Source organism: Micromonospora sp. LOL_021 (assembly GCF_048060215.1).
In the GTDB taxonomy this organism is placed as follows: Bacteria; Actinomycetota; Actinomycetes; order Mycobacteriales; family Micromonosporaceae; genus Micromonospora_E.
In genome coordinates, this window is sequence record NZ_JBHMIN010000081.1 from 1 (window position 1) to 18,998 (window position 18,998).

The following is an 18,998-nucleotide window of genomic DNA, read 5'->3' on the forward strand; positions in this document are numbered from 1 at the left end:
CACCCACACCAAGCAGGCAACCCCACCAGGGCCATCCGTCCCACCCGACTTCCGCCGGGCAACTTCTCTATCCTACCCGGTCGGTTTCGCGTTGTCAAGAGTCAGTTTCAACTCTTTCGCACCACCCGGATTCCCCCGCGCTTGATCCGGCCGCTCGGCGGCCGTCTTTGGTCGGGGGTTCCAGCAGACCGGCCCTCCTCGTTACCCGAGGCTCGGCCCGGCTCCCTGCCGGCTTCCTACCTTACCCGGTCGGTTTCGCAATCTCAAGTCCGGCTTCCCGGTGAGTCGCACCGCCCGCCCAGTCTGGTTCGGCGGTCACCCGCCCCATCCTGGCTGTCTGCGTTTCCGGCCGTTTTGTCCGCGTCCCGCTGACAGAGAGAAAGTTACGCGGCGCCGCCACGGAACGCAAGTTGATCTTGAAGATTCCTGGCAAGTTCCGTATCTGCGCAGGTCAACGCAGGTGCATCCGGACGGGTTCGGGTCCTGACTCGGCGAGCTGCCCGGCGGTTGACCTACGCGGCGTGAGGTCCACGAGTGCAGGGGGGCACCGCAGTGCGGTGCGCACCCTTCGATGACGTCGGCGGCTTCGATCTGCCCGCCGGTCCCCCGCTCTGCGGCCGACCGTGCCAGAGTGGCTCTCATGACTGTCGAAGGACCACAAGCCATCGACGCCATCTCCGCCCTGCTGCTGCCGTTCTGGCAGATCGTGATCGGCGCTGTGGTGGTGGTTGCCGTGATCGTCTCGATCCACCGGCTCATCCTCCGCGGGCCGTCCCGGATGACGAAAGCGCTGCTGATCCTCGGTGGCGCGATCATCAGCCTCGCGGTGATTGGCGTACTCACCTCTGGTGGTTGAGTCTGCCGCCGACGTAGCTGGCGGTCCCGACTGCGCTTGCCGCCAGCCCGGCGTCAGAGCCGGCGGTTCGCCAGGCTCGGCAGCTCGCGCCGGATGGTCTCCAGCCGCCCTGGGTCGAGATCAGCGAACACCACACCGGGGACGTCTGGCGCCTGGGCGACGACGACGCCCCAAGGGTCGACCACCATGCTTCGGCCGAAACAGGTACGGCCCGGCTCATGCTTGCCGATCTGGCCGGCGGCCAACACATAGCACTGGTTCTCGATCGCGCGGGCGCGGAGCAGAACCTCCCAGTGGTCCCGGCCGGTGTGCAGCATGAACGCTGCCGGCACAACCAGGACCTGGGCACCCAACTCGGTCGCCAGCCGCCGGTACAGCTCAGGAAATCTCAGGTCGTAGCAGATCGACAGGCCGATCCGGATGCCGTCGCACTCCACCACCACCGGATCGGCACCGGGTGCCACGCTGCTCGACTCGTGGTACGAGACCCGGCCGGGAATCTCGACGTCGTACAGGTGGATCTTCCGGTAGGTGGCGGCCAGTTCGCCGCCACGGTCGAAGACCAGGCAGGTGTTGAACGTACGGTCCGGGTCGGGCCCGCGTTCGTGGTAGGAGCCGATCACCACCCACATCCCGAGCTCGCGCGCAGCGTCGGCGAAGAACCGTCCGACCGTGCCGTCGACGGGCTCGGGATCGGGCAGCTCTGCCGCAGTACCGAGGTAGTCGACGTACTCGGGAAGCACCGCGAGATCGGCACCGCCAGCGGCGGCCGACGAGAGCAGTCCGTACGCGGTCGCCAAGTTGGCGGCCTGGTCGGAGCGACTGTTCAGCTGGCAGACAGCGACACGCACGGGCGGTGCTCCAGGGTTGTGGTGTGGCTAGGCCGACTTCTCCTCGCGGTCGCGCCGGCGTCGGCCAGTGAACTCCCGTGGCACGATCGTCGGGTTGACGTTCTCCAGCACGGCCTCACGGGTGATCAGCACCCGGGCAGCGTCCGGGTTGCTCGGCACCTCGTACATCACGGAGAGCAGCACCTCCTCCATGATCGCCCGCAGGCCGCGGGCGCCGGTGCCGCGGAGCATCGCCTGATCCGCGATGGCCTCCAACGCGCCGGGATCGAACTCCAGCTCCACGTTGTCCAACTCGAACAGGCGTTGGTACTGGCGGACCAGGGCGTTGCGGGGCTGGGTCAGGATCCGGACCAGGGCCTCGCGGTCCAGGCTGCGGACGTTGGTGATCACCGGGAGCCGGCCGATGAACTCCGGGATCAGCCCGAACTTGAGCATGTCTTCCGGCATCACCTGGGTGAGGATGTCGTCGGTGGACCGCTCGGACACTGCCCGGAGCCGGGCCCCGAAGCCGGTGCCGCCCTGCCCGGTGCGTGACTCGATGATCTGGTCCAGGCCAGCAAACGCACCGCCGCAGATGAACAGCACGTTGGTGGTGTCGATCTGGATGAACTCCTGGTGCGGGTGTTTGCGCCCGCCCTGGGGCGGCACGTTGGCCACCGTACCCTCGAGGATCTTCAGCAGGGCCTGCTGGACGCCCTCGCCGGAGACGTCCCGGGTGATCGACGGGTTCTCCGACTTACGGGCGATCTTGTCGACCTCATCGATGTAGATGATCCCCGTCTCGGCCCGCTTGATGTCGTAGTCGGCTGCCTGGATCAGCTTGAGCAGGATGTTCTCGACATCCTCGCCGACGTAGCCGGCCTCGGTCAGCGCGGTCGCGTCCGCGATGGCGAACGGCACGTTGAGCATCCGGGCGAGGGTCTGCGCGAGGTGGGTCTTGCCGCAGCCGGTGGGACCGATCAGCAGGATGTTCGACTTGGCGACCTCGACGGCGTCGTTGGCCCCGGGCGCGCCGGCGGCGTCCGCCTGGATCCGCTTGTAGTGGTTGTAGACGGCGACCGCGAGCGCCTTCTTGGCGTGGTCCTGGCCGACCACGTACGAGTCCAGGAACTGGCAGATCTCCATCGGCTTGGGAAGCTCTTCCCACTTCACCTCGCCGGACTCGGCCAGCTCCTCCTCGATGATCTCGTTGCAGAGATCGATGCACTCGTCGCAGATGTAGACCCCTGGGCCTGCGATGAGCTTCTTGACCTGCTTCTGCGACTTGCCGCAGAAGGAGCACTTGAGTAGGTCGCCGCCGTCGCCGATCCGTGCCACCTACGTTCTCCCTGCGCTCTCGGCCGGTCTCGCCGGCCCTGGCCTAAGGACGGTCTGCCTCGTCAGTGTCGAGCACCTGCCGCCGGTCAACTCCGTCAGACGGTGCATCTCGACGTTACCCGTTGGCGGGGCAAACTCCGACCCCCAAAATCGGGTGTGTCAGAGGTCGGCCAGTCTACTCACTGCCTGGCCGACCTCTGACCGTGCGTCGTCAGCTGGCCGAACTGGCCGCCAGCACACCCTTCTTCCGGCTGGTCAGGATGGTGTCGACCAGACCGTAGTCGCGGGACTCCTCCGCCGTCATGATCTTGTCACGGTCGATGTCCTTGCGGACCTTCTCGACCGCCTGGTTGCAGTGCCGGGACAGCATCTCCTCCAGCTGGGTCCGCATCCGGAGGATCTCGCGGGCCTGGATCTCGATGTCCGAGCCCTGTCCGTAGCCGCCCTCGGTGGCCGGCTGGTGGATGATGATCCGCGAGTTCGGCAACGCCATCCGCTTGCCGGGGGTGCCGGCGGCGAGCAGCACCGCGGCCGCGCTGGCCGCCTGCCCGAGGCAGACCGTCATGATGTCCGGCCGGACGTACTGCATGGTGTCGTAGATCGCCGTCATGGCGGTGAACGAGCCACCCGGCGAGTTGATGTACATGATGATGTCCCGGTCCGGGTCGGTGCCCTCCAGGGTGAGCAGCTGGGCCATCACGTCGTTGGCCGACGCGTCGTCCACCTGCACCCCGAGGAAGATGATCCGGTCCTCGAAGAGCTTGTTGTACGGGTTCGACTCCTTGATTCCGTACGAGGTGCGCTCCACGAACGACGGCAGGACGTACCGGTTGTGCACCGGAGCGAACCCGGGCGGCATGGTCAGGTCAGTCATCGTCGCCTTCCTCAGTTGCGGGTGCCAGCGCCGGTCGGGACCTGCGTGGCTCCAGTGATCACCCGGTCGATGAAACCGTAGTCGAGCGCCTCGGCGGCAGTGAACCAGCGGTCACGGTCCGAGTCCGCCTCGATCTGCGCCGGCTCCTGCCCGGTGTGGAACGCCACCCGCTCCTGGAACATCCGCTTGGTGTAGAGCATCTGCTCGGCCTGGATGGCGATGTCGGAGGCGGTGCCGCCCATCCCGCCGGACGGCTGGTGCATCATGATCCGCGCGTGTGGCAGGGCGTACCGCTTGCCCGGCGCACCGGCGCAGAGCAGCAACTGGCCCATGGACGCGGCCATGCCCATCGCGATGGTGGCCACGTCGTTGCTGACGTACTGCATGGTGTCGTAGATCGCCATGCCCGAGTAGACCGACCCGCCCGGCGAGTTGATGTACAGGTTGATGTCCCGGTCCGGGTCCTCGGCGGCCAGCAGCAGCAGCTGGGCGCAGATCCGGTTGGCCACCTGGTCGGTCACCTCGCTGCCCAGGAAGATGATCCGTTCCTTCAGCAGCCGGTTGAAGACCGTGTCGTCGAGGTTGCCACTGAGTGAGTCACCGCCGCGGGCCTCGCTCACCCGGATGGGCATAGCTGGGATGTGCAGATCGGTCATGGCAGCCCTTCGCTCTCCGTGCGTCGTTAAGCCCGACATTAACCGTTGCGAACGGGCCGGGCGCCGTTCTCAGGGTGCTGTTCGCTCACAGCGCAGGGGGCCGCGACACGTGGCGCAGCGGTCACCCCGGTTGAGCAGGCGGGTGGTCCGCAACGACGAACGGGCCATCGGCCGGGCATGGTCATCCCGGCCGACAGCCCGCAGTCGGTCACGCTCAGTGCTCGTGGTTGTGCTCGGCTTCGTTGGCTTCCCGGATGGCATCCATGCTGATCGGGTTGCCGGCCGCGTCCTTCATCGTGATCCGCTCCATCACCAGGCCGAGTGCCTTGCCCCGACGGACGTCGCCGTAGACCGCCCCGGCCGCACCGGACCGGGCCAGCTGGTCGTAGTACTGCTGAGGCGCCATCCCGGCCCGCTGGGCGCGGTGCACGATTTCGTGGCCGAACTCGTCATCGGATACCTGGACGTCCTCGGCGTCGGCAAGGGTGTCCAGCAGCAGCTGGATCTTGACCGCCTTGCCGGCCGCCTCGGTCAGCTCCGCGTCGATGTCGGACTCGGACTTGTCCTCGGAGCCGAGGTAGTCCTCCCAGGAGGCCCCGATCCGCTCCAGCTGGTCGGTCATCGCCTGCTTGCGGTGCTCGACCTCCTCGCGGACCACGCCGTCGGGTGCCGGCACGTCGGCCGCCTCTACCAACTGGTCGAGGGCCTTGTCCCGGGCGGCGTAGATCTGCTCGACCCGCTTGACCCGCTCGACCTTCTGCCGCAGGTCGTTGCGCAGCTCCTCCAAGGTGTCGAACTCGCTGGCCAGCTGAGCGAATGCGTCGTCCAGCTCCGGCAGCTCCTTCTCCTTGACGGTACGCACGGTCACCGCGACGTCCGCGTCCCGGCCGGCGTAGTCGCCGCCGACCAGTTGGGTGACGAAGCTGGTCGCCGCGCCCGCGGCCAGCCCGACCAGCACCTCGTCCAAGCCGGGTAGCAACTGCTCGCTGCCGACCTCGTGGGAGAGGTTGGACGCCGAACCGCCCGGCACCTCCTCGCCGTCGACGGTCGCGGCCAGATCGATCTGGACGTAGTCGCCCTCCTGGGCCGGACGCTCGACCGTCTTGAGGGTGGCGAATCGCTCACGCAGCCCGCCGATCTGGTCCTCAATCTCCTTCTCGTCGATCTGCAGCTCGTCGACGGTGACCTCGATGGTGCTGAGATCCGGCAGGCTCAGCTGCGGACGTACGTCCATCTCAGCGGTGAACTTCAGCGCCTCACCGTCGGTGAAGTCGGTGATCTCCACCTCCGGCCGGCCGAGCGTCTTCACCTCGTGCTCGCGTACGGCGGCCAGGATGTTCTGCGGGATCGCCTCCTGGACTGCCTCGTTGAGCACCGCGCCCCGGCCGATCCGCTGGTCGATCACGGCCGCCGGCACCTTGCCCTTACGGAAGCCGGGGATGGTGACCTGCTGGGCGATCTCCCGGTACGCCTTCCGCAGGCTCGGTTCGAGCTCGACGAACGGCACCTCGATGGCGAGCCGGACCCGAGTCGGGCTCAAGGTCTCGACGGTGCTCTTCACAGGCGTACTCCTTGATGCATGTCAGTCTTGTCCGGTCGTCGCTGTCGGCTCCGGGCGCCTGCTCGAGGCAGCCACCCCCGCCGCGTGGCATGGCACAGCCCATCGAGTGTAGGCCTGCCGGCAGGCCGGATCGTTCTCGCCCGGTGCCCGAGCCGGCGGTTGACAGTCGGGGTGGCGGGATTTGAACCCACGGCCCCTCGCTCCCAAAGCGAGTGCGCTACCAAGCTGCGCCACACCCCGTGGCACCGGTCAGTCTATGCCGTCGGCAATCCGCCGCGCCGCCCGGTATCCCGCCGGCTGTCGGATCAACCCGCCGCGCTGGCCGGCGCGACCCCCGTGCGGCAGACCCGCGACAACTTGTACGCTAGGCACCGCGCCCTGCCTGCCGGGGTGCACGCGGGCGTAGCTCAATGGTAGAGCCTCAGTCTTCCAAACTGATTACGCGAGTTCGATTCTCGTCGCCCGCTCCACCAGCTCCGCCGCAGGTCATCGGCGGTTTCTCTGGCCGGTGACCACTCCCCCGGTCAGCCCTTGTCGATCTTGCGTGCCATCCGCGTGCCATTGGCCCCGGCCGGGCCGTCAGCCGTGCCGTCCGGAGTGCTCTCCTCACGGCCAGCAGGACGCGGCAGCCCGGCGGCGATCACCCGATCCATGCCGGCCGCGATCTCCCGATCCCGCTCGCTGTTGGCGTGCTGGTAGATCAGTGCCGCCCGCATGCTGGCGTGCCCCATCCGGGACATCAGGTCACGGGTGCTCGCACCCGTCGCCGCCGCCAGGTTGTTGCCGGTGTGCCGCAGGTCGTGAAAGTGGAAGTCGGCCGGCAGGCCGGCCGCCGCCAGTGCCGCCGACCACCGGACCGCACGGCGGAAGTTGCCGGAACGCAGCACCGCGCCCTTGTCGCCGGTGAACACCAGCGCTTCCGGGTCGTCGTCGACGAACGCGGCCAGGTGGTCGACGAGCGCCGACCGGGCAGCCGCCGGCAGCGCCACGACCCGGTTACCGGCCTCCGACTTCGGCGGACCGAACACCAACCCGCCGCTACGCAACACGGCGAGCTTGCGCGGTACGCGGATCGTGCCCGCGTCGGTGTCGACGTCGCACCGGCGCAACGCGGCCAGCTCGCCCCAACGCAGCCCCGAGAACGCGGCCACGATAATCAACGCCGAGAACCGGGCCGGCATCGCTTCCGCGAGCGCGACGACCTGGGCGACGGTCGCCACCGGCCGCTCCGGCGTGTGATAGCGGTCATAGCCGGGGATGCGGCAGGGGTTCTGCCGGATCAGCTCGTCTTCCTTCATCGCCGTGTTGAGCACCGCCCGCAGCAGTGAGTACGCCTTGACCGCCTGCGGCTCGGAGACGCCGTTGCCGAGCAGCCGAGCACGCCAGTCCCGGATGGTCGCCGGCTTGATCGTGCCGAGCACGAGAGTGCCGAGGTACGGCCGGACGTACAGCCGGAACAGGTCCTCGTAGTTCTCCCGCGTGCGCGGCTGGAGTCGACGTTGCGCGATCCAGCGCGAGCCGTACTCGCTGAGCGTGATCTGACCCGCTTCCGGCGCGTTCCACTCGCCACGGATGATCTCCGACTCGACGACGGTCAGCCACTTCGCCGCCTGCGGCTCGGTCGGGAACGTGTCGGGTGCCTTCCGCTCGACGCCGTCCGGGCCGAAGTACCGGGCCTGGTACCGCCCGGACGGCAACTTGCGGATGCTGCCGAACCGACGCCGGCCAGGCTTGTTCGCCATCAGGCCACCTCACCCAGGTAGTAACGCAGGTTGGCGCGGGTCAGCGGCGCGATCCGGTTCCGTTCGACGTACGCGGCCACCGCAGATTCCTCGAAGCGGACCAGGCGGCCCACCTTCACGTACGCGATCCGGCGATCAGCGACCAGCCGGCGCACGAATCGCGGCGTTGCCCGGAGGCGAGCGGCGACCTCATCGGGGGTCAACAGCCCGTCTGCCATCCATGTCCTCCCGTTCACAATCAGGCTGCGAGGGTCAGGGGTCGAGGTGTTGCCGAGACAGCGCCGGAGGCGCGTGTCGGGCGTTGGTGAGGGTGGTGCGCCAGCGGATGCGTTCGGAGACGGCCCGCAGGATGCGGTGTTGCAGGGGCGGGACGTCAGGGTCGTCGGGTCGGGCGAGTTCGAACCGGTAGCGGTCCGGGTTGTCGACCTGCCCGTCTGACTGCCCGCCCGACTGGCCGTCGTCGTTGTTGTCGGTGGCGGCCTGGTCGTCGGTGTCGGCGAGGTTCCCGGCGAGGATGGCGCGGACCCATGCCCGGTTGTCGGCGCGGTGGTCGGCCAGGGTCTTGCCGGACCATTGCCGGGAGACGAGCACCCGCCGGCCGGTGAAGCCGAGCGTCGCCCGCTGGTGGACCTTGCCGGTGCAGCGGCCAGGGGTGAGGCCGGGTTTGGCCTTGTCGGGTTGGACGCCGTAGAGCAGCCAGTTGGCGCAGGTCGGCGAGCACGGCAGCACGGAGAGTTCGGCGTGGAGCCGGTCGAAGTGCGCCTTCTGTGGGTCGGAGCGTGGCCGGGCCTGGTCGGTCAGGTCCTTGGTGACGTACTTCGTGACGTAGCGGATGGAGCGTTCCGCGTCCTTGGTGCCCTGGTCGATACCGCGCGCGTCGATCCGACCCAGCCGGGCGACGTACGCGGGTGGGGTACCGGGTGCCTCCAGCTCATCGAGCGCCTCACCCCAGGTGGGTAGCGACTGGCGGGTTTTCGGGTCGACGTACGCCTGTTGGTCGACGTCCCACACCGGCGGTGTGTCGACCCGGTAGACGGGCTGGTCGAAGCGTGGCCACCACACCTGGTGATACGTCGCGGCGGCGATCTGCTTCAACAGCTTGCGCGGCAGCGTCCCTCGAATCGCGAAGTGCGCGTGTGGGGCGAGCCGGCGTTGCAGCTCGACGGCCCCGGCGTACTGGACGTTCCAGCCCGCCGCCCGGCGCAGGTTCTGCCACCACCGATCCAGCACGCGGGCGAAGTGGATCGAGTCGAGAGCGGCCCGCCGGTAGTCGTAGCTGTCCGGATCCACCGGCGTACTCAGCACAGGGTCATGTGGTTGGTGCCGTGTGCCGCACTCACACGGCACCACGTAGCCGCCGCGCCGAAAGTGCGAGTGCACCGGACCGTGACTGTCGAGGGTGAGCGTGAGCAGCATCGACGGCCGGTACGTTTTGCCCTGCCGGCCGGTGTAGGCGCGGCCGACCGTGCGCGGGTCGACGGGCAACCGAGGTAGATCGGGGGTGTCCTGGCGGCGGCGGGTCGACCGGCGACGCCGAGGCCGCTCATCCCGCTCGGTCGGGGTCAACCGGCCACGGAGGTTCGATTCCGCCAACGCCTCATCAACCTCGACGATCGCGTCATCCAGGTCCGTGACCTGCGCCGCCCGCGCATCCGGATGCATCGGTTCGTACGCCAGGGCGTGACGCTCGAACTCGAGGTGCGCCCGCAGCCGGACCAGCGACAGCACATCCTCACCCGGCTTGTCCGGGCGGACGGCCGGTTCATCGGCCAGGTGCCAGCCCTCCCGGATCTGCTGAATGCGTAGCCGGCGGCCGCGTTCCGCGCACGGCTTGCACTTCGCCGCCAACGTCGCCCCGCACGGGACTTCGACGACGTCGGTACGACCGGTCACGGTGTCGGTGCGACGCAGCACCACCGGCCGCACACACACCTGATGCTGCTCCGCCAGCTGCCGCAGGGCGTCCTTCGCGAGGGGTTGACGCATCCGGGCCGCCCGCGACCCCGGACGCGGCACCACCGACAGCGGCGATGGTGCGTTGTCCGGGATCGCAGCGCCCACGCCCACCGCAGTGGCCACGGGTTCGGGGTGAGTCACTGGTCAGCCTCCACACCCGTCACGGTCGAGCCGTTGCGGGTCGGGAACCCCGCCAGCGGCACGACACCCCGCCGCACACCGGAGGCCGGGCGGACCTGTTCGACCATCGGCACCTGGTCAACGGGCCGAGCAGCCGGGACGGGCACGACCGTGGCAGCATGGTCGGTGTCGACCTGGTCGACGGCCGCCGGCCGCTGGTTGTCCGACTGGTCGACACCGGCCGGGGTGGGGGTGGCGGGTTTGGTCGACAGGACGAGCTTCGACAGGCCCAGGAACGCCAACGCCGGCACCGCCGACAGCAACCAGCCCGAGATACCCGGCTTGGCCACCGCGAGTTGCGCGGCCAGGGACAGGCAGACCGCGCAGACGAGCAGGAACATCGGATAGCCGACCGGCCCACCCGTGCGACGCCGCCGCCGAATCGTCAACAGCGCGGCCAGGGGGATCAGTTCGGAGATCGCGGCGTTGGCCCAGCCGAACCACTCCCCCGTACCCGCCGGGGAGTTGTCCATCGTCCAGTCGTGGACGTGGGTGAACGACGCCGCCCCCGCCAGGCCACCGACGACGAGCAGGATCAGCACCAGGACGACGCCTTCCGCCCGCTCCGCGCGGGTCGGCCCACCAGTCGTCGCCATCACGCCACCACCCCCGGCACGCCACAACCGGTGTCGGTGTCGGTGTCGGTGTCGTCGAGGTGCCGGTACGTGCGGCCCAGGCTGCGAATGTCGTCGTCGGACAGGTAGGCGAACCGGACCCGGACGGGTTCGCGGACACCGTCGAGGACGACGTAGCCGACCCCCGGCAGCGTCTCCGGAATCCGGTCACAGGCCGCACCCCGATCGCGGGCACCGTCGCCGAGGACCATGTCAGCCTGCTCCGGTTCGGTCATCCGCAACGCGATCCGGGTCGGGAACAGGTCCCGGAACGGCAGCACGTCCTTACGCGGGTCCTGCAACGCCGCCACCACATGCACACCCACCGCGCGGCCCTGCGACAGCAGCAGACCCAGCGCTTCCTTGATGCGGTCGCGGACCTTGCGGTCAGTCAGATAGGCGGTCAACGCCGCCAACTCGTCGACCACCACCACGATCAACGGCTCATCCCGGCTCGGCGTGTGCTGCCGGGTCACCCCGCGCAGCCGGTCCGCCCGTAGCCGCATCCGTTTCACGGCCTCTTCCAGGACACCGGCCATGGTGTCCGGGTCCTGGTAGCAGAACCGGGCGAACAACGGCAGCCCCGCCGCCAACTCCATGCCGCCCTTCGGGTCGAACACCCACAGCTCCACCAGCCCGGAACGGACGCCACCGGCCAACGCGGAGATCAGCGACCAGATCACCGACCCCTTGCCGGAGTTCGTCGCCCCCGCCACCAGCACATGCGACCCGGCCAGCCGCAGCCGATACACCTCGCCGCCCTCCTGCACACCCAGCGGCAGGCCGGTCAGATCGGGTACGGCCGGGACCGGCAGCGGCGCCACCACAGCGGCGAGCGGATCCCGGCGGGTGAACCGCACCGCCACCAGATCCGGCCGCACACAGGCCGACGCCCGTGCTTCGCGCTGGTGGAAACCGTGCGCCAACCGGTCCGCGTTACGCGCCCAGTCATCCGGCACCTGACCCGGCAGCATCCGCACCGTCACCGTGTCCCCGAACCGGTCCGACACGACCCGGACCAGACGGGGCACGTAGCGGACCCCGTCGAAGATCACCGCCAACCCGCAGGTAGCGGTGACCGCGACCCAGCGACGCCGGTACACCCACAACCGACGCCACCGCCCGACGATCGGGTACCAGCCGAACCGCCACCACGACCCCGGATGCAGCCGCCACCACACCACGCACACCCCGGCGAGGCCGGCGACGGCGGCGGCCAGGACCAGCGGCCCGTACTCCAGATGGACCCACGCCACCACGACGGCCGGGCCGGAGATCCACCAGTAGCGGACCGCGAGGACCGTCAGCCGGACCAGGCCACGGGCCAGCCACCACAGCAGGAGCAGCCAGCCCGGCAGCCGCCACGACGGCAGCCGCACGTTCATCGGCGCGACCGGGACCTTCTCCCCCGGAATGATGTTGATCAACGGCATCAGGTGTCACCGCCCCGACCAGCGGACCGGACGGGCAAGGGTCGCCATGCAGGTCCGGCACGCCATGTGCAGCAGATCGAACCGACGCGGACGCACCCACCGCCCGCAACGCGGACAGCGGATCTCATCCACCAACGCCGGCAGATCCCGCAGCCCCACGACCCGGCGGGCCACCGCCAGCCAGGACCACAACACACCAGCGAGCAGACGACGACGCCACCTCACGCCGACCACCCCCGCCGAATCCGGTTCGCCTGCTCCCGGGCGATCTCCGCCAGGTCCGACGCCTCACCGGCGACATCCGCCGACGATGTCTCGGCGGCAGCCCGGCCGAACAGGTCGGCTTTCCGGTCGTACCAGGCAGCCCGCTCCTCAGCGGACGCCCGCCAGGTCGGCCGGCTGTTCAGCAACGCCGCCAACTCAGCGGCGAACGACAGCGTTCCGTCAGCCACGGTCATCACCACCCGCCGGCTGGTCGAGGAAGACGACGAGCGCGCAGGCGTCGCAGATGAACACGTGCGGCGGCATCGCGGCCAGGTCGTCGCAGATCTCGCAGTGCCGCCAGACCTCACGGCGGCGCGGCGTGTCCGGGTCGAGGTTCATTAGCATGGGCTGCACAGCCCGGCCCCCTTTCACGAGGGGTTGAAGGGTTGGGAGCGCGGGACGGGCCGGGACTCTTGGCGGGGAAACGGCCCGCCCCGCGTGAGGGAGGGAGCGGTCAGGCAGCGGCGGGAGCGTGGGCCGAGGCCGGCTGCATGCCGGTGGCCCGCAGGGAGTACGCCATCCGCGCCCGGCACTGACCCGACGCGCGACACCGGTGCGAATCCACGTACGGGGTCAGGGTCAACCCGTCGAACTCCACCGCCGGCGGATACCCCGGCACGGTCGACGACGGCGGCACCGGACGCTGTCCGGCAACGATCTTCACCTTGACTTCGGTGGACCGGCCGAACTTGCCCGCCTCAGCGTCCAGGTCCAGCACCCGGACCACCCAGACCCGCTCACCGGTCTCCTTGTCCCGCGCCTGGTTGTCCGCCTCGCCACGCCGGTCGAAGTCGACCTGAGCGTCGACGCCGAGGAACAGCGCACCGGCGGGGAACACGTACTCGAACGGGACCGGGACCTTGATCGATGCAGGAACCACAGCAGATACCTCCGAGGGGAAGAGAAAGTGACCCAACAAGCCGGCAAGTTGACTTGTTAAGTAGATCGAAAGTAGCTCCCATCAACTCGACTTGTCAAGTGATCCAGTGAGCGCGATGTCTCACGCTCGAATGTGGTCAGTCGAGGGGGTAGACGTCTTCCAGGTCGTGACGGGAAGCAGGAAACAGCACGTCGACCGCGAGCAGCGGAGTTGCCGTGCGGTCGCAGATGGACAGCAGGGCCGTTACCACGGGATCGGTCGGGCTCACCTTCAACAGGGATGCTTCGTCGTCGCGGGGCAGCCGGGCCGAGATCCGCTCGGCGACGTGATCGAACTTGACGCCCTTGCGCGCCGTCAGGTGCCGCAGCAGCCCATCGGACAGCGGAGCCGTTCCGCCCACGTCCGTACCCGCAGCGAGATCAACGGCAAGGTACGCGGTGGCCAGCTCCACCGGCCCCAGGTCGTCGACCGTGACCAGTCGACGACGCGCGACGACCGGCGTTCCCGATTCGATGTCGAGTGCGGAGGCCGCCCGAGGTGGCGCCGGGATGACCTCAGCCGCCAGGACGGTGGAGCCGGCTGGTTCCGGCTGGTCGAGTACGGCGTACCGCTCACGGGCCGCTCTGGTCGACGCACCGCCGGGACGGCCGATGACGAACCGACCCTTGCCCTGACGGGACTCGATCCACCCGTCCTGACGCAACATGTCCAGCGCCCGCACGACGACCGGACGGGACGCGCCGAACTCCCGCACCAGCTCGGTTTCACTCGGAAGCATCGCACCGGGCGGGTAGGTGCCGTCGCCGATGCGTTGCTGCATCGCGTTGACGATCACCACGTACTTGGGTTGCGCGACTTCGATCGGCACCCAACCCACCCCCAAGACGACAACTCAGCTTGTCAAGAGGCTATCCAGGTAGGCGATGATCTGTCCATCACCGCCGGGTGCCTCACATCCGGTCATTCGGCCATCGTCGCGGCAGGTGACCATGCCGGCCGAACACCCGCAGCGCGGTCCGCCGCCGATCGCAGCCGAACATGCCGCACCCCGGACACCGACCATCACGGCCAGATCCGGGGTGCCGGTCGAGCAGCCGTTGCGCCGCCCGAAGCTGGTCGCGGACGGACGCCGGTCGCACCATCGGTCAGCGCGGCCCGGGTGCCAGCAGCGCCGCCCGCGCCATCACCAACGCGTGGTCACCCCACGTGCCGTCACGGTTGAGCTTCACGCCTTCCAGCCAGATCCACTCGTCACTCTCCGGCCGGTTCGTGATCAGCCGTACCCCGGTCAGCCGCATCACGACCGGCCCGTCCGCCGGCCGGTACCGATCCCTCGGTTGTAGCCGGATCGTGTCACCGAGCTTGACCCGGATATCGAACGCCACGGTTTGCCTCCATCCTCGCCGCCACCGGCGGCGGTCCCGCCGCCGGTCTCCTCACCTGTTTCGCCGGTCGCCGGTCCCGGCTGGACAGCAGGCGCAGCCCGTCCCGCTGGACGAACACCTCACGCCGCTCGACCGCATCGCCGTGCCGGTCCAGGACGTAGCCGGTCAGCCAGCACCAGCCCTCGTACGTCGGTTTCCGGCACACCGCCGTCACCCGCAGGATCACCGCCCGGCTACCGGCGAACTGCACCGACGCCCGCCCGGCGATGTGCACCACGTCCCCGACTTCCGGATCCACCATCGATGTGTCCCCCCGGTTCGATTGGATGGGCGCCGAGCCGGGCGGGGATCAGCAGTCCCCGGCAGCCCGTGTCGTTCTGCCGGTCGGGCGAGGAACCACCTACCCGGCACCCGGCCCGGCGCCCTGTCTAAGTCACCTGGTGGCCGGAGCGCTCCCAGGTGTGCCGCCGCCGGTCGTGCCGTGCCCGCCGCAGTCCGGACAGGTCCGCCGCTGCAACCGATGCGGATCGCCCGGAGCCCGCAGCGCCCGACGCGGAGAAGTCAGCTTCCAGCCCCGCCCCTCACACGCCGGACACCCTGCGCCGGCTGGATCGGACACGGCAGAGTCGGGTGTGCCCGTGTCCGACTCGCAGCGCACGATCGGGACTCGGCCCCCGGCGAACGCCGCCGCGCCGACACCCACCAGCCGAGGCGCGATCATCAGCCCGCCGCCGGTCGGGCAGACCGCGCCCGCTCCCGTCCGAGATAGCCTCACGCCATCAGGCGTAGCAATCCGTAGCCGGTTCACGACAAGAATCGTGTACCGGTCTAACAGGACAGATCGAGGACCCGGCCCGGCACATCAGACGGACCTCAACAGGACCGCATCAGGACCTGTCTTGCCGTCCGGACATCAACCGGACCAGCCTTGACAGCAGAGCCCCACCGTCCAGGAAGGCACAGCGGATGGCACCACCACGGCGCGAACCCCGAACCGTGCTGGAGTACCTCATCCAGCACAGCGACCGCACCTACGAAGAACTCGCCGACGAGTTCACCCGCCACGACCCACACGCCGTGATCAGCGCCCGCCACCTCGCCCGCCTCGCCCGAGGCGAACGCGACCTCACCGGCGCCAACCCCGCCACCCGTCGCGCCCTACAAGCCATGTTCGGCCGCCCCGTCGACGAACTCCAACGCCCCTGGACCGGCAACCACCCTGTACCGCCCGCGCAGCGCACCCCGACCACCCCTCAGCCGCTGCTGCCCGGCACCGGAACCGAAAGGAACCTGCTCGCCATGGCCGCCGAACGCGCCCGCCGCTACGCCCTGCTCGCCGCCGAAGCCACCACCCCCGCCGCCATCACCAGCCTCGCCGAAGACGTGCAACGCCTCGCCCTGGCCTACCCGCAGCAGCCCGTCAGCCACCTCATCGGCGACCTCACCGAAACACAGGACACCCTGTTCACGCTCCTGGAACGCCGCCAACCCCCCGCCCAATCGAGGGATCTGCACTTCCTCGCCGGCATCACCAGCGGCCTACTCGCCAAGGTCTCCCACGACCTGGCCGACCCGCACTCAGCGATGCTGCAAGCCCGTACCGCCGTGCTCTGCGCCGACCAAGCCGGACACCCCGGACTGCAAGCCTGGCTCCGCGGCCTCCAATCGCTGGTCGCCTACTGGGCCGGCCGATACGCCGAAGCCGTCCGCTACGCCAACACCGGCAGCCACTACGCACAGCAGACCGGCGGCACCACCTCCGTGTGGCTTCCGATCAGCGCCGCCCGCGCCTACGCCGCCCTCGGCAACGCCGAACAGGCCAAAGCCGCCATCACCGAAGCCGAACAGGCGTGGACCCGCGTCCAACCCGACGAGATGGACGAGATGGGCGGCATCTGCACCTTCTCCCACCCGCGCACCCTCTACTACGCCGCCGACGCCCTCGCCTGGCTACCCGAGGAAGCCGCCACCGCCGAGGAGTACGCCGCCCAGGCCGTCGCCGCCTACGCCGACCCCCACGACCCCGCATGGGCATTCGGCGACCAGGCCGGCAGCCACGCCGACCTCGCGATTGCCCGCGTCGCCGGCCGGGACCTCGACGCCGCCGCCGACGCCATCGCGCCCGTGCTGGAGCTACCCGCCGAACAGCGCATCAACGGCGTCATCCACTCCGTCCGCCGCGTGCACCAGGCCATCACCCGCTCCGGATACGCCACCGAAGCCCGCGACCTGGTCGACGGCATCGAACACTTCACCCACACCCCCGCCAACGCCCTCCCCCGGTAAGGCACCATCAGCGGCATGGACCCGATCCACCTCACCGGCCGGCTCGTCGACCTGCGTGACTTCCGCACCAGCGACATCCCCGACGCAGTCGGCATCGTCGGAGACGAACACGTCACCCGCTGGCTGTCCTTCGACGCCCGCGACCAGGACCAGACCGCCGCCATGATCGAAGGCGCGATCAGCCGGGCGCAGGCCGAGCCGCGCACCGAGTACTACCTAGCCGTCGTCGACAAGCAGGACCGGATGATCGGGTTCGGCCGCCTCGGACTCAGCGGCGTCCGCGCCGCGAAACTCGGCTACGCCATCCACGCCGACCACTGGGGCCACGGCTTAGCCACCGACGCCGCCCACACCCTCATCACCTACGGCTTCGGACCACTCGGACTACACCGGATCACCGCCGCCATCGGACCCGACAACGCCGCCTCCGTCGCCGTCGTCAAGAGGCTCGGGATGACGTACGAAGGCCGCCTCCGCGACCACGTCCACACCAACGGCGCATGGCGAGACTCCCTGCTCTACTCCATCCTCGCCCCAGAGTGGACACCGCAGGCAGACCAGCCGTAACACCCGCCGGGCAACAGGACCAGGACCAGCAGACGCAAGATCACCCGCAGTCCCCGCGCCGGTACCATCACGGCATGCGAGACGACCCCACCCCGGACCCCCACCCGGACCCCGAACGCCTCGCCACCCACGCCGCCGCCATCCGCGCCGCCGCCGCCGAACTTCTCACCCGCGTGCACGACTGGCGCAACTCCCCACACTGGCAGGACACCCCGACCGACCAACACCGATACCGCACCACGGTCGACGCCTGCGCGCAGCTCGACGCGCTACCCAACCCGGCCACGCCCGACCACCTCGCCAACATGGCCGCCACCATCCGACCCGCATACACGGTCTGGCTCCCCAGCCGCCCCGGACCCCAACAGGCAATCCACGCAGCAGCAGAACGTCTATCGACAGAGGCCGTACGCGTGAGAACTCCTGACCGGCCGCAGACACCGTAAGCGGTTTCTGTATAGTTGCTGCAAGGCAATCAGCAGCGAGTCGCAGGCACCCACCGCCGCCTAGAAGCAAGCGTCGACGGAATCGCTTTGATCGCCCCCTTAGTAGCGCATTACGGCGTGACCAACTAAGCCGGCATTGGACCACTCAAGTACTCAAAGCAGATTTTACCGAATTCCGTCACGGACCAGACGGGGTCCGAACCACCATCCGGCGCCGTTGCCGCAAGTCCACCGCCATTCACAATACCGTGACGCTCAAGGCCCGCCATTATTGGCGTAAGGCCGGCAGCAAAAGACGGAAATCTGACCTTGAGCCCAGACAGTGGCCAAGCATCATCGACGAACCTCTCAGAAGTGAGGCGGACTGGATCGTCATTAACCATCGCAGATAGAACCCTCACATGCGCCGGCTCCAAGTCCTCCAATGCAGCCACAATGACGATGGCAAGATCCAGCTTATCATCGTCTCCCAAGGTATTACGGAGAACTCGAGATAGCGCATCGACCTTATTCTTGACCATCGAACTGTAGGCAGCTTGAATAGCGCTAGTGAAAAGCATCGTTCGGTCATCCCTGGCGCTCGCCCATGCCGTAAATTCTTCGGCCGAAAGTCCAGTTACCTCCATGGCCACCTCAGCCAGGATCTCCGCATTCCGAAGACCACGTCGTTCCCGGATGGATACCAACTCCACCACTGGTTTGATGGCACCCGCAATCAACGCGCCAGCTGGCCCTGCTATGGCGAGGCCGAGTCCGACCGCGCCCACCTCGATGGCCGAACGGGTAGCAACCTGCTTCACCTTATCAGCATCAACCATAATCACCTCTCGTGACTCAATTCCGTTGAGATCCTGACCGATAGGAGTTTATGTATGACCTTAGGGTCGCACTGAAATGGCCCGCCCAGCCCGCTGGGTACCCGGATGACAGTTTCCATGGTGGCTCGAGGGCTACGGTTTGCCGCAGCGCGGGAGGATTTCGTCAGTGAGGAAGCCTTCCTTGCGACCGCAGCCAATTGACCACCTCCTCACACTGATTCTTCAGGAATGGTTCTCGAAGAACTAAATCTGGAGGACTTCCCAATAGGCTTCGAGCCGATTGGCACCGAGGTTCGTCGATGTTACGTGGGG

General features: G+C 68.5%; 22 protein-coding genes and 2 tRNA genes. 5 read left to right on the forward strand and 19 right to left on the reverse strand.

Annotated features, from left to right (window positions below; all coding sequences use genetic code 11):
• Positions 1–640 precede the first annotated feature (640 nt).
• Positions 641–856, forward strand: coding sequence for a hypothetical protein (locus tag ACFHWT_RS29730; RefSeq protein ID WP_278170711.1), 216 nt, complete (start codon positions 641–643; stop codon positions 854–856).
• A gap of 53 nt (positions 857–909) precedes the next feature.
• Here ACFHWT_RS29730 and ACFHWT_RS29735 read toward each other — a convergent pair whose 3' ends face one another.
• From ACFHWT_RS29735 to ACFHWT_RS29760, 6 genes are all read right to left on the reverse strand, one after another.
• Positions 910–1,707, reverse strand: coding sequence for a carbon-nitrogen hydrolase family protein (locus tag ACFHWT_RS29735; RefSeq protein WP_416597974.1), 798 nt, complete (start codon positions 1,705–1,707; stop codon positions 910–912).
• Between the two features lie 27 nt (positions 1,708–1,734).
• Positions 1,735–3,024, reverse strand: a complete 1,290-nt coding sequence (gene clpX / locus ACFHWT_RS29740; RefSeq protein ID WP_123603013.1) for an ATP-dependent Clp protease ATP-binding subunit ClpX — start codon at positions 3,022–3,024, stop codon at positions 1,735–1,737.
• A 211-nt stretch (positions 3,025–3,235) separates the two neighbouring features.
• The gene (locus ACFHWT_RS29745; RefSeq protein WP_123603014.1) at positions 3,236–3,898 is read right to left on the reverse strand and encodes an ATP-dependent Clp protease proteolytic subunit; all 663 of its coding nucleotides are present in this window, start codon (positions 3,896–3,898) and stop codon (positions 3,236–3,238) included.
• A gap of 11 nt (positions 3,899–3,909) precedes the next feature.
• Positions 3,910–4,554 carry a ClpP family protease gene (locus tag ACFHWT_RS29750; protein ID WP_123603015.1) on the reverse strand — a complete coding sequence of 215 codons (645 nt, stop codon included), beginning with the start codon at positions 4,552–4,554 and terminating at the stop codon, positions 3,910–3,912.
• A 214-nt stretch (positions 4,555–4,768) separates the two neighbouring features.
• Positions 4,769–6,115 (reverse strand): trigger factor, encoded by a 1,347-nt coding sequence (tig, locus tag ACFHWT_RS29755; protein ID WP_416597975.1) that lies wholly within the window; start codon positions 6,113–6,115, stop codon positions 4,769–4,771.
• A 166-nt stretch (positions 6,116–6,281) separates the two neighbouring features.
• Positions 6,282–6,355, reverse strand: a tRNA-Pro gene (locus ACFHWT_RS29760).
• Positions 6,356–6,511: 156 nt separating this feature from the next.
• Here ACFHWT_RS29760 and ACFHWT_RS29765 point away from each other — a divergent pair.
• Positions 6,512–6,585, forward strand: a tRNA-Gly gene (locus ACFHWT_RS29765).
• A 54-nt stretch (positions 6,586–6,639) separates the two neighbouring features.
• On the opposite strand, the gene ACFHWT_RS29770 is transcribed toward ACFHWT_RS29765, so the two are convergent.
• From ACFHWT_RS29770 to ACFHWT_RS29825, 12 genes are all read right to left on the reverse strand, one after another.
• Positions 6,640–7,857 (reverse strand): tyrosine-type recombinase/integrase, encoded by a 1,218-nt coding sequence (locus ACFHWT_RS29770; RefSeq protein ID WP_416597976.1) that lies wholly within the window; start codon positions 7,855–7,857, stop codon positions 6,640–6,642.
• On the reverse strand, positions 7,857–8,075 hold the full coding sequence (locus ACFHWT_RS29775) for a helix-turn-helix domain-containing protein (protein WP_416597977.1): 219 nt from the start codon (positions 8,073–8,075) through the stop codon (positions 7,857–7,859). Before ACFHWT_RS29775 ends, ACFHWT_RS29770 begins: the two co-directional genes overlap by 1 nt.
• 34 nt (positions 8,076–8,109) lie before the next feature.
• A complete protein-coding gene (locus tag ACFHWT_RS29780) occupies positions 8,110–9,843 on the reverse strand; it encodes a replication initiator (RefSeq protein ID WP_416597978.1) in 1,734 nt (577 codons plus the stop codon).
• Between the two features lie 107 nt (positions 9,844–9,950).
• On the reverse strand, positions 9,951–10,589 hold the full coding sequence (locus ACFHWT_RS29785; RefSeq protein ID WP_416597979.1) for a DUF2637 domain-containing protein: 639 nt from the start codon (positions 10,587–10,589) through the stop codon (positions 9,951–9,953).
• Complete coding sequence (locus ACFHWT_RS29790; RefSeq protein WP_416597980.1) at positions 10,589–12,040, reverse strand: FtsK/SpoIIIE domain-containing protein; 1,452 nt, start codon at positions 12,038–12,040, stop codon at positions 10,589–10,591. Before ACFHWT_RS29790 ends, ACFHWT_RS29785 begins: the two co-directional genes overlap by 1 nt.
• Positions 12,041–12,046: 6 nt before the next feature.
• On the reverse strand, positions 12,047–12,265 hold the full coding sequence (locus ACFHWT_RS29795; protein WP_416597981.1) for a hypothetical protein: 219 nt from the start codon (positions 12,263–12,265) through the stop codon (positions 12,047–12,049).
• Positions 12,262–12,492, reverse strand: a complete 231-nt coding sequence (locus tag ACFHWT_RS29800; protein WP_416597982.1) for a hypothetical protein — start codon at positions 12,490–12,492, stop codon at positions 12,262–12,264. Before ACFHWT_RS29800 ends, ACFHWT_RS29795 begins: the two co-directional genes overlap by 4 nt.
• Positions 12,485–12,658: a hypothetical protein gene (locus ACFHWT_RS29805; protein WP_416597983.1), complete on the reverse strand. Its 174-nt coding sequence runs from the start codon at positions 12,656–12,658 to the stop codon at positions 12,485–12,487. Before ACFHWT_RS29805 ends, ACFHWT_RS29800 begins: the two co-directional genes overlap by 8 nt.
• A 100-nt stretch (positions 12,659–12,758) precedes the next feature.
• On the reverse strand, positions 12,759–13,184 hold the full coding sequence (locus tag ACFHWT_RS29810) for a hypothetical protein (RefSeq protein ID WP_123603022.1): 426 nt from the start codon (positions 13,182–13,184) through the stop codon (positions 12,759–12,761).
• Positions 13,185–13,320: 136 nt separating this feature from the next.
• On the reverse strand, positions 13,321–14,052 hold the full coding sequence (locus tag ACFHWT_RS29815; protein ID WP_416597984.1) for a GntR family transcriptional regulator: 732 nt from the start codon (positions 14,050–14,052) through the stop codon (positions 13,321–13,323).
• 277 nt (positions 14,053–14,329) lie between these two features.
• On the reverse strand, positions 14,330–14,569 hold the full coding sequence (locus tag ACFHWT_RS29820; RefSeq protein WP_199757671.1) for a hypothetical protein: 240 nt from the start codon (positions 14,567–14,569) through the stop codon (positions 14,330–14,332).
• Positions 14,538–14,870: a hypothetical protein gene (locus ACFHWT_RS29825; protein ID WP_416597985.1), complete on the reverse strand. Its 333-nt coding sequence runs from the start codon at positions 14,868–14,870 to the stop codon at positions 14,538–14,540. Before ACFHWT_RS29825 ends, ACFHWT_RS29820 begins: the two co-directional genes overlap by 32 nt.
• A gap of 665 nt (positions 14,871–15,535) precedes the next feature.
• On the opposite strand from ACFHWT_RS29825, the gene ACFHWT_RS29830 reads away from it, so the two are divergent.
• The 3 genes from ACFHWT_RS29830 (at position 15,536) to ACFHWT_RS29840 (ending at position 17,868) form a co-directional block, all read left to right on the forward strand.
• The gene (locus ACFHWT_RS29830) at positions 15,536–16,855 is read left to right on the forward strand and encodes a hypothetical protein (protein ID WP_416597986.1); all 1,320 of its coding nucleotides are present in this window, start codon (positions 15,536–15,538) and stop codon (positions 16,853–16,855) included.
• A gap of 15 nt (positions 16,856–16,870) precedes the next feature.
• The gene (locus ACFHWT_RS29835) at positions 16,871–17,422 is read left to right on the forward strand and encodes a GNAT family N-acetyltransferase (RefSeq protein WP_416597987.1); all 552 of its coding nucleotides are present in this window, start codon (positions 16,871–16,873) and stop codon (positions 17,420–17,422) included.
• A gap of 74 nt (positions 17,423–17,496) precedes the next feature.
• A complete protein-coding gene (locus ACFHWT_RS29840; RefSeq protein WP_416597988.1) occupies positions 17,497–17,868 on the forward strand; it encodes a hypothetical protein in 372 nt (123 codons plus the stop codon).
• A 125-nt stretch (positions 17,869–17,993) separates the two neighbouring features.
• Here ACFHWT_RS29840 and ACFHWT_RS29845 read toward each other — a convergent pair whose 3' ends face one another.
• On the reverse strand, positions 17,994–18,686 hold the full coding sequence (locus ACFHWT_RS29845) for a hypothetical protein (RefSeq protein WP_416597989.1): 693 nt from the start codon (positions 18,684–18,686) through the stop codon (positions 17,994–17,996).
• Positions 18,687–18,998 lie beyond the last annotated feature (312 nt).

Excerpts from the sequence above, each read along its gene's own strand:
- ACFHWT_RS29830 (WP_416597986.1), top strand. The coding sequence starts at position 15,536 with ATGGCACCACCACGGCGCGAACCCCGAACCGTGCTGGAGTACCTCATC.
- ACFHWT_RS29790 (WP_416597980.1), bottom strand. The coding sequence starts at position 12,040 with ATGCCGTTGATCAACATCATTCCGGGGGAGAAGGTCCCGGTCGCGCCG.
- ACFHWT_RS29780 (WP_416597978.1), bottom strand. The coding sequence starts at position 9,843 with ATGCGTCAACCCCTCGCGAAGGACGCCCTGCGGCAGCTGGCGGAGCAG.
- ACFHWT_RS29750 (WP_123603015.1), bottom strand. The coding sequence starts at position 4,554 with ATGACCGATCTGCACATCCCAGCTATGCCCATCCGGGTGAGCGAGGCC.
- ACFHWT_RS29730 (WP_278170711.1), top strand. The coding sequence starts at position 641 with ATGACTGTCGAAGGACCACAAGCCATCGACGCCATCTCCGCCCTGCTG.
- ACFHWT_RS29745 (WP_123603014.1), bottom strand. The coding sequence starts at position 3,898 with ATGACTGACCTGACCATGCCGCCCGGGTTCGCTCCGGTGCACAACCGG.
- ACFHWT_RS29775 (WP_416597977.1), bottom strand. The coding sequence starts at position 8,075 with ATGGCAGACGGGCTGTTGACCCCCGATGAGGTCGCCGCTCGCCTCCGG.
- ACFHWT_RS29845 (WP_416597989.1), bottom strand. The coding sequence starts at position 18,686 with ATGGTTGATGCTGATAAGGTGAAGCAGGTTGCTACCCGTTCGGCCATC.
- ACFHWT_RS29770 (WP_416597976.1), bottom strand. The coding sequence starts at position 7,857 with ATGGCGAACAAGCCTGGCCGGCGTCGGTTCGGCAGCATCCGCAAGTTG.
- ACFHWT_RS29785 (WP_416597979.1), bottom strand. The coding sequence starts at position 10,589 with ATGGCGACGACTGGTGGGCCGACCCGCGCGGAGCGGGCGGAAGGCGTC.
- ACFHWT_RS29835 (WP_416597987.1), top strand. The coding sequence starts at position 16,871 with ATGGACCCGATCCACCTCACCGGCCGGCTCGTCGACCTGCGTGACTTC.
- ACFHWT_RS29825 (WP_416597985.1), bottom strand. The coding sequence starts at position 14,870 with ATGGTGGATCCGGAAGTCGGGGACGTGGTGCACATCGCCGGGCGGGCG.
- ACFHWT_RS29840 (WP_416597988.1), top strand. The coding sequence starts at position 17,497 with ATGCGAGACGACCCCACCCCGGACCCCCACCCGGACCCCGAACGCCTC.